The organism is Pseudomonas sp. TH31 (genome assembly GCF_016650815.1).
GTDB lineage: Bacteria > Pseudomonadota > Gammaproteobacteria > Pseudomonadales > Pseudomonadaceae > Aquipseudomonas.
Map to the genome: position 1 here is coordinate 384100 of NZ_JAEKEZ010000006.1, position 15066 is coordinate 399165.

Consider the following 15066-nt stretch of genomic DNA (forward strand, 5'->3'; position numbering starts at 1 on the left):
CGCCTCAGCTCTGGGACGCGGCTTTGGGAAGGATGTCGTTGGCCACCATCTCGCCAAACGGGCTGACGTAGTTGGCACCTTGCGGCAATTCCGGGCGTTGGACGTCGATGTGCGGGAACAGTAATTCGGCGACGCGGTAGGCCTCTTCCAGGTGTGGATAACCGGAGAAGATGAACGTGTCGATACCCAGGTCTGCGTATTCCTTCATGCGCGCGGCCACGGTCGGGCCATCGCCCACCAATGCGGTGCCGGCACCGCCACGCACCAGACCGACACCGGCCCAGAGATTGGGGCTGACTTCCAGGTTGTCGCGGCTACCGCCATGCAGTGCGGCCATGCGTTGCTGACCCACCGAATCGAACCGCGACAGCGAAGCCTGGGCCCGAGCGATGGTCTCGTCGTCCACATGCGAAATCAGCCGATCCGCCGCTTGCCACGCTTCTTCGTTGGTTTCACGAACGATCACATGCAGGCGAATGCCGAAGCGTACGGTACGACCGAGCTTCGCGGCTTTGGCCCGCACTTGCTCAATCTTCTCGGCGACAGCGGCCGGTGGTTCGCCCCAGGTCAGGACCATTTCCACCTGTTCGGCGGCCAAGTCCTGTGCAGCGTCTGAAGATCCACCGAAGTACAGCGGCGGACGCGGTTGCTGGATTGGAGGGTAGAGCAACTTGGCGCCCTTCACGCTGATGTGCTGGCCGTCGTAATCAACGGTTTCGCCTTCCAGTACACGGCGCCAGATGCGGGTGAATTCCACCGAAGCCTGATACCGCTCTTCGTGGCTGAGGAACAAACCATCGCCGGCCAGCTCATCCGGATCACCACCGGTCACCAGGTTGAACAGCGCACGACCGCCGGACAAGCGATCCAGGGTTGCCGCTTGCCGCGCCGCCACCGTCGGGGAAATGATCCCGGGGCGCAGGGCGACAAGGAACTTCAAACGCTGGGTCACCGGGATCAGCGACGCGGCCACCAGCCATGAGTCTTCGCAAGAGCGACCGGTGGGAATCAGCACACCGCCGAAACCCAGGCGATCCGCCGCCTGGGCGATCTGTTGCAGGTAACCGTGGTCAACGGCGCGAGCGCCTTCGGCGGTGCCAAGGTAATGGCCGTCGCCGTGGGTAGGCAGGAACCAGAAAATATTGAGGCTCATGGAGTGGTCTCCTTGGGAAATCGAATTACTGCGCTTTGGCAACGGCTGCCGGTGGCGTCCAGATCACGTCTTTGATGCTCAAGGGCTTGGGAATCAGCTTGAGCAGGTAGAAGCTGTCGGCAATCTTCTGTTGGGCGGCGACCACTTCCGGCGTGAGGAACAGCGCACCGTAGCCCTGGCGTTTGACCGAGGTCAGGGTGATGTCTGCCGGCAGGCCGAGCAGAGGCGAAACTTGTTTGGTGACGTCTTCGGGATTGGCCTTGGACCATTCGCCGACCGCGCGCACTTCTTCGACGAGGGCCTTGATCACCCCGGGATTTTTCTGCGCGTAGGGTTTGGTCGCCAGGTAGAACTGGTGGTTGTCGACGATGCCCTGGCCATCGCGCAGGGTGCGCGCTTGCAGTTGCTGTTCGGCGGCAGCCTGGTACGGGTCCCAGATCACCCAGGCATCGACACTGCCGCGCTCGAACGCGGCGCGGGCATCGGCGGGCGGCAGGAATACGGTCTGGATGTCGGTGTATTTGAGGCCGGCATCTTCCAGCGCACGAACCAACAGGTAGTGAACGTTGGAGCCTTTGTTCAGGACGACTTTCTTGCCCTTGAGGTCCTGCACCGATTTGATCGGCGAGTCCTTCGGCACCAGGATCGCTTCGCTGTGCGGTGCTGGCGGTTCGTAGGCGACGTAGAGCAGATCGGCGCCGGCCGCCTGGGCGAATACCGGAGGCGTTTCACCGGTGACACCGAAGTCGATCGAGCCGACGTTCAGGCCTTCCAGCAGCTGCGGGCCGCCGGGAAACTCAGTCCATTGCACGTCCACGCCTTGGGCGGCGAGGCGTTTTTCCAGGGTGCCTTTGGCTTTGAGCAGCACCAGGGTGCCGTACTTTTGATAACCGATTCGCAGCACGCCTTCATGGGTAGAAAGCGCTTGAGCTTGGGAAATAACGCCGAAGGCGGCCGCAGCAAACAGAGCGACCAGACCACGACGCAAAATGACAGTGCGCATAGCGCTCTCCTATTTGCTGTTGGGTTTTGGCTGCACCTGCTTGGCCGTTAGCGGCTGAGTAAGGTGAGGACTTCAAATTCAGGGGTGGCTTAAGTGCCGGCTTAGCCGGCTTAAATGCTCCAGCGAGCACTCAACAAACGTTCGTTCAGCAGGTTCGGATCGATCGGCTTGGGCCGTCGCGCCATGGCGCTGAAAAACAGCTCCAGTGATTCATTCAGTCGTTCTTCCAGCTCGGGCGCCAACTGCGCCTGGCCGCTGCCTTCACCGTAAGCGATCTGGCTGTCCACGGCGAAAATCCCGTGGAGCATTTCCTGGGCTTTCAATGCCGAGAGAACTGGTTTGAGTGCGTAATCCACTGCCAACATGTGGGCGATGCTGCCGCCGGTGGCCATTGGCAACACCACTTTGTGGGCCAGGGCACGCTCGGGGAGCAGATCCAATACGGTTTTCAATGCGCCGGAGAACGATGCCTTGTAGACCGGCGTTGCGATCAGCAGGCCATCGGCGTTTTCAATCTGTTGCAGCAGGTCGATCACCTTCGGGCTGTCGAAGCGGGCATGCAGCAAGTCTTCAGCCGGGAAGTCCCGCACCTGATAACTCACCACTTCCACACCTTGTTCCTGCAACCAGCGTTGCGAACGCTCCAGCAGCACCCCGGAACGAGAGCGTTGGCTGGGGCTGCCACCGAGTGAGACGACCAGCATTCAGATGATTCCTTGAGCGGTGTTGGCGATTCGCCGTGCGCGATCTCGCTTTGATGGGAGTGACCTTAACAGGTGATTTATATATCCATAAATCATATTTATTCATTTAGTTATTCTTTACAGATCTATACAGACCACCTTTTCCCAGGCAAAAAAATAGGCCGTGAAAACGGCCTGAAATCCCCTGCTTTGTGGATGCCTTGAAAAGATCGCAGCCTGCGGCAGCTCCTACATAGATCGACGAACCCCCGTAGGAGCTGCCGAAGGCTGCGATCTTTTGATATTCAACGATTGGGCTGCGGCGTCAGGCGCAGGTACGGTTTCACCGCGCGGTAGCCCTTGGGAAAGCGTTTCTTGATTTCGTCTTCGTCCTTGAGCGACGGCACGATCACCACTTCATCACCGTCCTGCCAGTTGGCCGGGGTAGCCACTTTGTAGTTATCGGTGAGTTGCAGCGAGTCGATCACCCGCAGGATTTCATGAAAGTTGCGACCGGTGCTGGCCGGATAAGTGATGGTCAGCCGAACCTTCTTGTTCGGGTCGATCACGAACAGCGAGCGCACGGTCAGGGTGTCGTTGGCATTCGGGTGAATCAGGTCGTACAGGTCCGAGACCTTGCGATCAGCGTCGGCCAGGATCGGGAAGTTGACGATCGTGTTCTGGGTTTCGTTGATGTCCTCGATCCACTTGTGGTGCGAGTCCACCGGGTCGACGGACAGCGCGATGGTTTTTACCCCGCGCCGGGCAAATTCATCCTTGAGCTTGGCGGTGAAGCCCAGTTCGGTGGTGCACACCGGGGTGAAGTCCGCCGGGTGGGAAAACAGCACGCCCCAGCTATCGCCCAGCCATTCATGGAAACGGATGGTGCCGGCGCTGGAGTCCTGTTCAAAGTCGGGGGCGATGTCGCCAAGTCTGAGGCTCATGGTGCTGCTCCTGGTGAGTGCTTGATGAGCTCAACTGTGCCTGTGTTTTTTATGGTTTAAAAAGAATAAATATCGATTTATTTAGATCATAAATGAATATTAAAGATCTGTTCACTGGACCTGCACGGTCATCGAGACGAACATCGCTCACAAGGTTCGAGAAGGCCTTGAGTAGCTGCACAGCGGGAAAGTTTCGAGGCGGGATTACGGGGGTGACTCCGCCTTGAAAACGCAAAAGCCCCGCTCGGCGTGGTGCCGGGCGGGGCTTTTCTTTACTCAGGCTTACAAGGTCACGCTATTACAACAGCGGGATCGAGTAGCTGACGATCAGGCGGTTTTCGTCCTGGTCGCGAGTAGCGATGTCGGTGCGCCACATAGCGTTTTTCCAGGCAACGCCGAGGTTTTTCAGCGGGCCTTGTGGAACAACATAACCTACGGTCAGGTCACGTTCCCACTCGGTTTTGTCGCCAGTGGAAGTGGCGATGTTGCTACCACGCAGGTAGATCACACCAGCGGTCAGGCCTGGCAGGCCGACTTTGGCGAAGTCATACGCGTAGCGAGCTTGCCAGGTACGTTCGCCAGCACGGGCAAACTTCTGGATCTGCATGTCGGTGATGGTGCTGTTGGACGAACCGTCACCCTGGTTCAGCCAAGGGAAATCGCTGTCGCCCTTGGTGTACTGGTAGCCGCCGCCGAAGGTGTGACCTTCAACCGAGTACAAGGCCAGGTAGCTGTACAGGTCGTTGTCGACTTTACCTGCAGTTTTGGTCTTGTTGTCCGGATAGTAACCGGAGGTGAAGTAGGCAGAGGTATCGCCGTTGGCACCGTTGTCGCGGCTGCGGTAGTAACGCAGGTCACTTTTCAGGATGCCAGGACCGATGGACCAGTTGTGCACCAGGCCCAGGAAGTTCTGCGAGTAGAAGTCTTTCAGCTCACCGAAGTAGTACGAAGCGGTCAGATCCTTGGTGATCTTGTAGTCAGCGCCAGCGTAGTAGAACTTGTTGCTGAACTGGCCGGTGTCGTAGTTGGAGCCTTTGTTGGCGCCAGCGATCGACAGATCTTCGTCGTTGCTGGAGTTACGGCCTTTGGCCGACTCGATTTGACCAGCGGTCAGGGTCAGGTCTTTGATTTCGTTCGAAGTGAGCTGACCGCCGGTGAAGGTTTGTGGCAGCAGACGACCATCGTTGTACTTGATGACCGGGTTGTTCGGCATCAGGGTGCCGACTTTCAGTTCGGTCTGGGAGATCTTGACCTTACCGGTCAGACCCAGGCTTGCGAAGTCTGGAACAGCACTGTTGCCATCGCTCGGGAACACGGTGCCGCCAGAAGAAGTGCCACTGGAGTTACCGCTCTTGGCCGGGCTGGAATCCAGACGCACGCCGTACAAGCCGATCGCATCAACGCCGAACTGAACAGTGCCTTGGGTGTAACCCGAGATGAAACGCAGATCGAAGCCTTGGCCCCACTCTTCGTTCTTGTTCGCGCCAGTGCCATCGCGGTTATCGGTATTGATGTAGAAGTTACGCAGACCCAAGGTAGCCTTGCTGTCTTCGATGAAACCGGCGGCGCCTGCCTGCTGCGCCAAAACCCCCACGGCCACAGCCAGGGCCAAAGTGGACTTGTTCATTGTTTCGCTCCTCTCGTTCTAATTCTTGTGTATCTGGTCCCGGGTCGTATGCCCTGGATCCGAAGATGCGCGATTAGCGCCAGACCGTGACTGACAAGTCAATCGTAACCTTATGTGTCTACGACTAAGGTCTAATCGCAGTGATTTGGTCCCTGCAGGGTAATGAATTTCTCATAAACCCAAAAAGAATTATTTCATTCTTTTTCATACCACTATGGAATATAGCTTATCAACGCGAAACCGCATCGGGACATCGGATATCGGCTAATAAGCTAATTACTAAATGGTATTTATTAGCCTTTTTTTAGATCGATTAGCTTTGACGCATCTTCAATTCGTCAACCCCTATCGAAAAGGCGACGCCATGATGGCCAAACGCGCACTATCCAGTCAAATTGTTACAGTTTGTATATCGATATTAATTTCCTGTGGTGCTCAGGCAGCCAACCTCACAGTCGGCTATCAGACCGGTATCGACCCGAGCAAAGTACCTCAGGCAGATGGCACTTATGAGACAGCCATTGGACAGAAAATTGACTGGCGGCGTTTTAATAGCGGCCCGGAAGTGGTCACCGCCATTGCCTCCGGCGATGTGCAGATCGGCAACCTGGGTTCCAGCCCCTTGGCCGCGGCCGCTTCACGCAACCTGCCAATCGTCGCGTTTATCGTATCCGCCCAGATCAACGCCGCCGAAGCCTTGGTTGTGCGTAATGGCAGCGGCATCAATAAACCGGAAGATCTGATCGGCAAGACCATCGCCACGCCCTTCGTTTCAACGTCCCATTACAGCCTGCTCGGCGCACTGAAGCATTGGGGTCTGGATGCTTCAAAAGTCAAAGTGGTGAACCTGCAACCTGCTGAAATCGCCGCGGCCTGGAAGCGTGGCGACATCGACGGCGCGTTTGTCTGGTCGCCGGCACTGGGGGAAATTCGTAAGACCGGCAAGACCTTGACCGATGCGGCGCAGGTCGGCCAATGGGGTGCGCCGACCTTCGAGGTCTGGGTTGCTCGCAAGGATTACGCCGAGAAGCATCCGGAAGTGCTGGCCAAATTCGCCAAGGTCACCCTGGACTCCTTCGCCGACTATGCCGCCCATAAAGACAGCTGGACCGCCGACTCGGTGCCGGTCCGGAAAATCGCCAAACTGACCGGAGCCAATGCCGCCGACGTGCCGGAGTTGCTGGCCGGCTCCACCTTTCCGGACGCCAAGGCACAACAGACCACCGCACTGCTGGATGGCGGCACAGCCAAGGCAATGGGTGAGACCGCGAGGTTTTTGAAGGAGCAAGGGAAGGTCGAAACGGTGCTGCCGGATTACTCGCCGTATGTCAGCGCGAAGTTCGTACAGGAATAAACGCTCCCCCTGTAGGAGCTGCCGGAGGCTGCGATCTTTTGATCTTCCTGCGATGTCATGATCGCCAAAGTCAAAAGATCGCAGCCTTCGGCAGCTCCTACAAGGGGCGATGTCCTCAGAGGCTCTTTTCGAAGATCTTCGAATTACGCTGATAGTTGTACAGCGACGCCCGCGCCGACGGCAGACGCTCGACGCTACTTGGCTCAAAGCCGCGTTCGCGGAACCAGTGAGCGGTCCGGGTGGTCAGCACGAACAAGGTTTTCAGCCCCTGCGCCCGAGCACGGGTTTCGATCCGCTCCAGCAATTCATCGCCACGACCGCCATGGCGATACTCCGGGTTCACCGCCAGACAGGCCAGTTCGCCGGCATCCGAATCGGCAATCTGATACAGCGCCGCGCAGGCGATGATCATGCCTTCGCGCTCGACCACGCTGAACTGCTCGACCTCACGCTCCAGCACTTCACGGGAACGGCGTACCAGAATCCCCTGCTCTTCCAACGGGCTGATCAAGTCCAGCAAGCCGCCGACGTCTTCAATCGCCGCTTCGCGCACCAGCTCGAATTGTTCCTGGGCCACCAACGTACCGCCACCGTCACGGGTGAACAGTTCGGTCAGCAGCGCACCGTCTTCGGCGTAGCTGACGATATGGCTGCGCGCCACGCCGCCACGACACGCTTCAGCCGCCGCATCCAGCAACTCAGCCTGATAGTTGCTGCCCAGGCGCTGCAGATGCGCCGGCACCTGTTGTGGGCGCAACTCGCGAACCAGGTGACCGTGTTCATCGATCAAGCCCAGGTCGGCGCCGAACAGCAGCAGTTTGTCCGCGCCGAGGTCGATGGCCGCACGGGTGGCGACGTCTTCACAGGCCAGGTTGAAAATCTCACCGGTCGGCGAGTAGCCCAGCGGCGACAGCAACACGATGGAACGCTCGTCCAGCAGGCGATTGATGCCCTTGCGGTCGACCCGGCGCACTTCGCCGGTGTGGTGATAGTCGACACCTTCGAGCACGCCGATTGGCCGGGCCGTCACCAGGTTGCCGCTGGCCACCCGCAGCCGCGAGCCCTGCATCGGCGATGAGGCCAAGTCCATGGACAACCGCGCTTCAATGGCGATGCGCAGCTGACCGACCGCATCGATCACGCATTCCAGGGTCGCGGCATCAGTGATCCGCATCCCGTGGTGGTAATGCGGGATCAAGCCGCGTGCGGCGAGGCGGGTTTCAATTTGCGGACGGGAACCATGGACCAGCACCAGTCGCACGCCGAGGCTGTGCAACAGCACCAGGTCGTGGACGATATTGCCGAAGTTCGGATGCTCCACACCGTCGCCGGGCAGCATGACGACGAACGTGCAATCGCGGTGGGCATTGATGTAAGGAGACGCGTGACGAAGCCAATTAACGTAGTCGGGCATGAACCTGGGCCTGTAATAAATAGCAGCCAAAAAATGGGCGGAACACAAAACGCACAACGGGCTGGTGGTTATCGTCGGAACAGGCTTGGCAACACGCGAGCTCTCCTCATGAATACGGGTTTGGACACTGGCAATTTATACGCGCCCCCGTAGGAGCTGCCGAAGGCTGCGATCTTTTGATCTTGTTTTTAAGATCAGGATCAAAAGATCGCAGCCTCCGGCAGCTCCTACACGGTTTGCGTTCAACCGACAGGCGTTTGTGCCGGTGTCAGGCAGTAATGTTCAATCAGTTGTCTTAATAGATGCACGGTAGGCTGCAAACGTGACATTTGGAGGTATTCCCCCGGTTGGTGAGCGCAGGCGATGTCGCCCGGGCCGAGCACCAGTGTTTCGCAGCCAAGACGCTGAAGATAAGGCGCTTCCGTGCCGAACGCTACTGCTTCGGCACGATGACCGGTGAGCTTTTCTGCGACCCGGACCAATTCGGCGTCTTCGGCCTGCTCGAACGGCGGCACTTCGGGGAACAGCGGCGCGTAATCGATCTTCACCTGATGCCGCTCGGCAATCGGCTTGAGCTTCTGCAAAATCGCCGTGCGCAGGGCATTCGGGTCCATGCCCGGCAACGGTCGCAGGTCAAATTCCAGCGAACACTGGCCACAGATACGGTTGGGGTTGTCACCGCCGTGGATGCAGCCGAAGTTCATCGTCGGTTGCGGCACGCTGAACTGCGGATTGCGGAATTCGCGTTGCCACCGCAGGCGCAAGCCGCGCAGTTCGCCAATCGCGTCGTGCATGGCTTCGAGAGCACTGTGCCCCAGGCTTGGGTCCGAGGAATGGCCGCTGCGACCGAGAATATCGATGCGTTCCATCATCACGCCTTTATGCAGGCGGATCGGCTTCAGGCCAGTCGGCTCACCAATCACCGCCGCCCGGCCCAGCGGGCGGCCAGCGGCGGCCAGGGCACGCGCTCCGGACATCGAGCTTTCTTCATCGCAGGTGGCGAGGATCATCAAGGGCTGCTTGAACGGCTGGTCGAGCAGCGGGATGACCGCTTCGATGGCCAAGGCGAAAAAGCCCTTCATGTCACAACTGCCGAGGCCGACCCAGCGGCCGTCCACTTCCGTCAGTTTCAAGGGATCGGTCTGCCACAACGCGCCATCGAACGGCACGGTGTCGCTGTGCCCGGCCAGCACCAGCCCGCCGGGGCCGGAACCAAAACTGGCGAGCAAGTTGAATTTGCCGGGGCTGACCTGCTGGATATCGCAGGCAAAACCCAAATCACCGAGCCAGGTCGCCAGCAAATCGATCACCGGACGATTGGTTTGATCCAGGCTCGGCTGGGTACAACTGACCGACGGCGCAGCGATCAGCGCAGCGAACTGATCTTTCATGGACGGCAAAGGCATCGCTGACTCCCAACTCCCGATTTGAAGTCCATCATAGAACCATCCTGCTTCAGGAATAAACCGCCGCGGACCCTATCGCGGACGAGTCCTGTACACTGCACGACCTTGGCAGCCACACATTCCCCCGGCTGCGCTCCCGATCCTGGATTTTCCGGCCATGCAGAAAGAAACCGAAATCAAACTCCGCGTCAGCCGCGAAACCCTCGCTGCCCTGCGCGAGCACCCGCTACTGAAAAAACGCAACAAAAGTGGCTGGGAACGCCGTGAGTTGATGAACCAGTACTTCGACACGCCTGAGCGCGACCTGGCCCGCGCCAAGGTTGCCCTGCGCCTGCGCCGCGATGGCGAAGAAGTGATTCAGACCCTCAAGACCCGAGGCCAGAGCATTGCCGGTCTGTCCGAGCGTAACGAATACGACTGGAACCTGCCCAAAGCCAAGCTCGACGTGAAGAAACTCGACGGCGAATGCTGGCCTGCAGAGCTGGCCGAGCTGGACAAGAAAACCCTGAAGGCCATTTTCACCACCGATTTCGTTCGCGAACGCGCGGAAATCGCCTGGGGCCGTGGCAAGACCAAAGTGGTCATCGAAGCGGCGCTGGACTTCGGCCATGTCGTGGTCGGCAAGCAGAAGGAAGAAATCTGCGAGCTGGAACTGGAACTGCGTGAAGGCGAACCTGCCGCGCTGCTGGAACTGGCCGCCGAACTGGCCGCGACCCTGGCCCTGATGCCGTGTGATATCAGCAAGGCCGAGCGCGGCTATCGTTTGTACGACGCCAACAGCTACTCGCTGAGCCTGCCGGCGCCGCAAATCACTGCCGAAATGCCACTGGACGACGCTTTCGCCGCCCTGAGCTGGCACTTGCTCGGCAGCAGCCAGCGCCTGGCCGAACAATATCGTTTCAACGGCCACTGGCGCCTGTTGCAGGACTGGGTCGAAAACCTCGGTGAACTGCGCGCGCTGCTCAGCAGCCTCGGTCAGGCCGCACCGCGTCAGTCGACTCACGACCTGCGTGTTGCGCTCGACGCCTTGCTGGAAGACTGGCGTCCGCTGGTTCAAGCCGGCCTGGACGACGAAGACGTGCGCAAAGCCGCGCCGGAGCAGTTCCTCGAAGAACTGGAAGACCCGCGCTGGGGCCTGTTCTCGCTGAACACTTCGCGCTGGTTGCTGGCTCGTACCTGGGCAGCTGATCGCAACGTGCGCGGCAATCGCCAGGGCGCTGCGCAACTGGCCAACTGGTTGCCGCGCCTGCTGGGCGAAGAAGCCACGTCCCTGCAATTGCAGCGCTATCAGCAACAGCCGGAAGACCTGGCCGAGCAACTGCCGCGCATCGAGCGCATCCAGGCCTGGATGCACCATGCCCGTGGCGTGCTGGACATCCCGGAAATGGATCGCCTGTACGGTGAGCTGAACAAACTGGCGCAACTGGCCAACGAGCCGATCACCGACGAAAGCCTGGATGCGCGCAAGCAGCAGGCCATCGCGGTGTATCAGAACCGTGCCTGGAAAATGTTGTTGCGTATGTAACACCGCCAAAAGATCGCAGCCTTCGGCAGCTCCTACGGGTGTACGCATTCCCCCTGTAGGAGCTGCCGCAGGCTGCGATCTTTTGCTTTAGCGCAACACCGGCAAACTCGTCGTGGACTTGATCTCCGATAACGCCACGATCGAGTTCACCTCCTGAATCCCCGGCACCATCGACAGCTTCTCGAAGAAGAAGCGCTCATAGGCCTCGATGTCCGCCGTGACGATCCTCAGCAAAAAATCCACCGACCCCATCAGCACATAACACTCCAGCACTTCGGGAAAGCCGCGAATCGCCTCGGTGAACTCTGTGAAGTTCGAACGCCCGTGGGCGTTGAGTTTGATCTCGGCGAAGATCTGCGTGTTCAGGCCGATTTTCTTGCGGTCGAGCAGGGTTACCTGACCGCGAATGATCCCCTCCTCCTTCATCCGCTGAATCCGCCGCCAACACGGCGACTGTGACAGTCCCACTTGCTCGGCGATCTGTGCGCTGGAGAGTGAGGCGTCCTCTTGCAGCAACGCGAGAATTTTGCGGTCGTAGCCATCCAGTTCGGCGCGCATAGAAAAACCTTTGATTGATAGCTTGTTGAATCAAACGATTCGATAAATCGCCAACTAGCCCAATCATAGATAAGAAATGCCGGACACCGAATGTAAAAATTCCTCCAATGATTTTGGAGATCGAGCATGCCGCATCTTGAAGCCGTGAATACCCCACCAGCCCGCGCCGACGTGTGGAATGTCAGCAACGCCCATTGCCGCGTTCAATACCAACTGCTGGCCGAGGCCGAACCGGATCTGCTGTGCCGTGCACTCAACCTGTTCGCCTTGCAGTTTCTGACCCCGGAACAGGTCAACGTGCAGCGCATGGACGACCTGCTGTCGATCGACGTCGTCATCGACGGCCTGAACTGGCACCGTGCCGAAGTGATCGCGGAAAAACTACGTAACCTGATCAGCGTCTGCTCGGTGACCCTGCAAAGTGCCGATGCGACGTGGGATAAGCAGGCACAAGCGGCGGGATGAAATAACTGAAAACGGCTTTGTCAGGTAGTGGCCCAACGGTCTGCGGGTCCGCGACTATCCTTGGCACACTGCGGTCTAGATCGCTGTTTGCAGGATTGTTCATAAGGAACCCGCATGTCCGTTCAACTTGCCACTCAGGACCGCTGGCTGGATCTCAATGATTTGCTACGAGAACTGGTCGCCCAGGGCTATATCAATCAGGACTCGGCCGAACTCGCGCTCAACGCCCGCCGCCGGCATGCCGCCAATGGCCAACTGCACCCGCTGGAGTATATTGCCAGCCAACACCTGGACGACCTCAGCCGTCCCGGCAAACACCTCGACCTCGAAAGCCTGACCCTGTGGTTGTCCCAACAGGCCGGTCAGCCTTATCTGCGTATCGACCCACTGAAGATCAACGTCGCGGCCATTACACCGCTGATGTCCTACGCCTTCGCCCAGCGCCACAAGATTCTCGCCGTCTCCATCGACCGCGACGCCGTGACGGTCGCCAGCGCGCAGCCCTACGTCACTGGCTGGGAAGCCGACCTGACCCACGTGCTGAAGCTGCCGATCAAGCGTGTGGTGGCCAACCCGGTGGACATCCAGCGCTTCAGCGTGGAGTTTTTCCGCCTGGCCAAGTCGGTTACCGGCGCCACCAACGCCGATCAACAGACCAGCACCCTGGGCAACTTCGAACAACTGCTCAATCTCGGCGCCAGCGATCAGGAGCCGGACGCCAACGACGCGCACATCGTCAACATCGTCGACTGGCTGTTCCAGTATGCGTTCCAGCAGCGGGCCAGTGATATCCATATCGAACCCCGGCGCGAGCAAGGCACGGTGCGGTTTCGCATCGATGGCGTGTTGCACAACGTCTATCAATTCCCGCCCCAGGTGACCATGGCCATCGTCAGCCGCCTGAAAAGCCTGGGCCGGATGAACGTCGCCGAAAAACGCAAACCCCAGGATGGCCGGGTCAAGACCAAGACCCCGGACGGCGGTGAAGTCGAACTGCGGCTGTCGACCTTGCCCACTGCGTTCGGCGAAAAAATGGTGATGCGGATCTTCGATCCGGAAGTGCTGCTCAAGGACTTCGATCAGTTGGGCTTCTCCACCGATGACCTGCGTCGCTGGCAAGACATGACCCGCCAGCCCAACGGTATCATCCTGGTGACCGGGCCGACCGGTTCGGGCAAGACCACCACCCTCTATACAACCCTGAAAAAACTGGCGACCCCGGAGGTCAACCTCTGCACCATCGAGGACCCGATCGAAATGGTCGAGCCGGCCTTCAACCAGATGCAGGTCCAGCACAACATTGAGCTGACCTTCGCGGCCGGGGTGCGTGCGCTGATGCGGCAGGATCCGGACATCATCATGATCGGCGAGATCCGCGACCTCGAAACCGCCGAAATGGCGATCCAGGCCGCCCTCACAGGTCACTTGGTGCTTTCGACCTTGCACACCAACGACGCGCCGAGCGCAATCAGCCGCCTGCTGGAACTCGGCGTACCGCATTACCTGATCAAAGCCACGGTGCTCGGCGTCATGGCCCAGCGCCTGGTCCGCACCTTGTGCCCCCACTGCAAGGCACCGCTGACCCTTGAGGAAGAGGATTGGCAAACCCTGACCCGCCCCTGGCAAGCACCGCTGCCGAACAATGCCCATCGCGCCATCGGTTGCCTGGAATGCCGCGACACCGGCTATCGCGGCCGCGCCGGGGTCTACGAAATCATGCAACTGACCGACAGCATCAAAGCGCTGATCACCCCCGATACCGACTTGCTGGCGATTCGGCGCCAGGCGTTCAAGGAAGGCATGCGCAGTTTGCGGTTGTCGGGGGCGCAGAAAGTGGCGGCAGGGCTGACGACCATCGAGGAAGTGTTGCGGGTGACACCGCAGAGCGAGCAGAAATGAAGCCTTTTATGTCTCCTGATGATGCAAGGAGTGACTAACCGGTATTGCTACCCGACCCGCGCCGCTACACTCCAACCATCGCAATTTCATTGATCAACAGGGAATCGTTATGCAGATCGGTAGTGTGCTTTTACTGTTTGTCGGCCTGGTCGTCGCCATTCTGTTCATGGGTTTCAAGGTCGTTCCCCAGGGCTACCAGTGGACGGTCGAGCGCTTCGGTCGTTACACCAACACCCTCAAGCCAGGCCTGAACATCATCATTCCGGTGATGGACCGCATCGGTCGCAAGATCAACGTGATGGAAAGCGTGCTGGATATTCCGCCTCAGGAAGTCATCACCTCCGATAACGCCACGGTGCAGATCGACGCCGTGTGCTTCTTCCAGGTGGTCAACACTGCGCAGGCCGCCTACGAGGTGAACAACCTCGAACACGCCATTCGCAACCTGCTGCAAACCAATATCCGTACCGTGCTCGGTTCCATGGAGCTGGATGCGATGCTCAGCCAGCGCGACGGTATCAACGAAAAACTGCTGCGCACCGTCGATGAAGCCACGGCGCCGTGGGGCATCAAGATCACCCGGATCGAGATCAAGGACATCAGCCCGCCAGCGGACCTGATGGCTGCCATGTCTGGCCAGATGAAGGCCGAGCGGATCAAGCGCGCACAAATCCTCGAAGCCGAAGGCCTGCGCGCTGCGGCGATCCTGACTGCCGAAGGCAAGAAGCAGGCACAGATCCTCGAAGCCGAGGGCGGTCGTCAGGCGGCTTTCCTCGAGTCCGAAGCCCGGGAGCGTCAGGCCGAGGCGGAAGCCCAGGCCACCAAAGTGGTGTCTGAAGCCATCGCTAACGGCAACGTGCAGGCAGTGAACTACTTCGTCGCGCAGAAGTACATCGATGCCCTGGGCAAGCTGGCCTCGGCCAACAACAGCAAAGTGATTCTGATGCCGCTTGAGGCCAGTTCGATGATCGGCGCAGTCGGCGGCATCGGCGAAATCGTCAAGGCAACGTTCGATAACAAGAAAGCCTGAGGCTC

At 59.2% G+C, this 15066-nt stretch carries 13 protein-coding genes; 5 read left to right on the forward strand and 8 right to left on the reverse strand.

The window, feature by feature from the left end; all coding sequences use genetic code 11:
• Nucleotides 1-4: 4 nt before the first annotated feature.
• The 5 genes from ssuD to JFV26_RS04910 all read right to left on the reverse strand — a co-directional run bounded on the left by ssuD (nt 5) and on the right by JFV26_RS04910 (nt 5410).
• A complete protein-coding gene (gene ssuD, locus JFV26_RS04890; protein ID WP_201190235.1) occupies nt 5-1153 on the reverse strand; it encodes an FMNH2-dependent alkanesulfonate monooxygenase in 1149 nt (382 codons plus the stop codon).
• 25 nt (nt 1154-1178) lie between these two features.
• The gene (locus JFV26_RS04895) at nt 1179-2156 is read right to left on the reverse strand and encodes a sulfonate ABC transporter substrate-binding protein (RefSeq protein WP_201190237.1); all 978 of its coding nucleotides are present in this window, start codon (nt 2154-2156) and stop codon (nt 1179-1181) included.
• Between the two features lie 110 nt (nt 2157-2266).
• Nucleotides 2267-2860 (reverse strand): NADPH-dependent FMN reductase, encoded by a 594-nt coding sequence (gene ssuE, locus JFV26_RS04900; RefSeq protein ID WP_201190239.1) that lies wholly within the window; start codon nt 2858-2860, stop codon nt 2267-2269.
• A 284-nt stretch (nt 2861-3144) separates the two neighbouring features.
• Nucleotides 3145-3783: a peroxiredoxin gene (locus JFV26_RS04905; RefSeq protein ID WP_201190241.1), complete on the reverse strand. Its 639-nt coding sequence runs from the start codon at nt 3781-3783 to the stop codon at nt 3145-3147.
• A gap of 298 nt (nt 3784-4081) precedes the next feature.
• Nucleotides 4082-5410, reverse strand: coding sequence for an OprD family porin (locus tag JFV26_RS04910; RefSeq protein WP_201190243.1), 1329 nt, complete (start codon nt 5408-5410; stop codon nt 4082-4084).
• Nucleotides 5411-5777: 367 nt separating this feature from the next.
• Here JFV26_RS04910 and tauA point away from each other — a divergent pair, with 367 nt between their 5' ends.
• Nucleotides 5778-6764: a taurine ABC transporter substrate-binding protein gene (tauA, locus tag JFV26_RS04915; RefSeq protein WP_446739900.1), complete on the forward strand. Its 987-nt coding sequence runs from the start codon at nt 5778-5780 to the stop codon at nt 6762-6764.
• 115 nt (nt 6765-6879) lie between these two features.
• Here tauA and argA read toward each other — a convergent pair whose 3' ends face one another.
• On the reverse strand, nt 6880-8178 hold the full coding sequence (gene argA / locus JFV26_RS04920) for an amino-acid N-acetyltransferase (protein ID WP_201190247.1): 1299 nt from the start codon (nt 8176-8178) through the stop codon (nt 6880-6882).
• Nucleotides 8179-8420: 242 nt separating this feature from the next.
• A complete protein-coding gene (gene argE, locus JFV26_RS04925) occupies nt 8421-9584 on the reverse strand; it encodes an acetylornithine deacetylase (RefSeq protein ID WP_201190249.1) in 1164 nt (387 codons plus the stop codon).
• A 157-nt stretch (nt 9585-9741) separates the two neighbouring features.
• On the opposite strand from argE, the gene JFV26_RS04930 reads away from it, so the two are divergent.
• A complete protein-coding gene (locus tag JFV26_RS04930; RefSeq protein ID WP_201190251.1) occupies nt 9742-11109 on the forward strand; it encodes a CYTH domain-containing protein in 1368 nt (455 codons plus the stop codon).
• A gap of 87 nt (nt 11110-11196) precedes the next feature.
• Here the strand turns inward: JFV26_RS04930 and JFV26_RS04935 are convergent, their stop codons facing one another.
• Entirely contained in the window at nt 11197-11667 is a 471-nt protein-coding gene (locus JFV26_RS04935) for an Lrp/AsnC family transcriptional regulator (protein WP_201190259.1), read from the reverse strand.
• A 126-nt stretch (nt 11668-11793) separates the two neighbouring features.
• Between JFV26_RS04935 and JFV26_RS04940 the strand changes: the two genes are divergently transcribed.
• The 3 genes from JFV26_RS04940 (at nt 11794) to JFV26_RS04950 (ending at nt 15061) form a co-directional block, all read left to right on the forward strand.
• Complete coding sequence (locus tag JFV26_RS04940; protein WP_201190261.1) at nt 11794-12132, forward strand: hypothetical protein; 339 nt, start codon at nt 11794-11796, stop codon at nt 12130-12132.
• A 114-nt stretch (nt 12133-12246) separates the two neighbouring features.
• A complete protein-coding gene (locus JFV26_RS04945) occupies nt 12247-14031 on the forward strand; it encodes a GspE/PulE family protein (RefSeq protein ID WP_201190269.1) in 1785 nt (594 codons plus the stop codon).
• Nucleotides 14032-14140: 109 nt separating this feature from the next.
• Nucleotides 14141-15061, forward strand: a complete 921-nt coding sequence (locus tag JFV26_RS04950; protein WP_201190271.1) for an SPFH domain-containing protein — start codon at nt 14141-14143, stop codon at nt 15059-15061.
• The last annotated feature ends 5 nt before the right edge of the window (nt 15062-15066 follow it).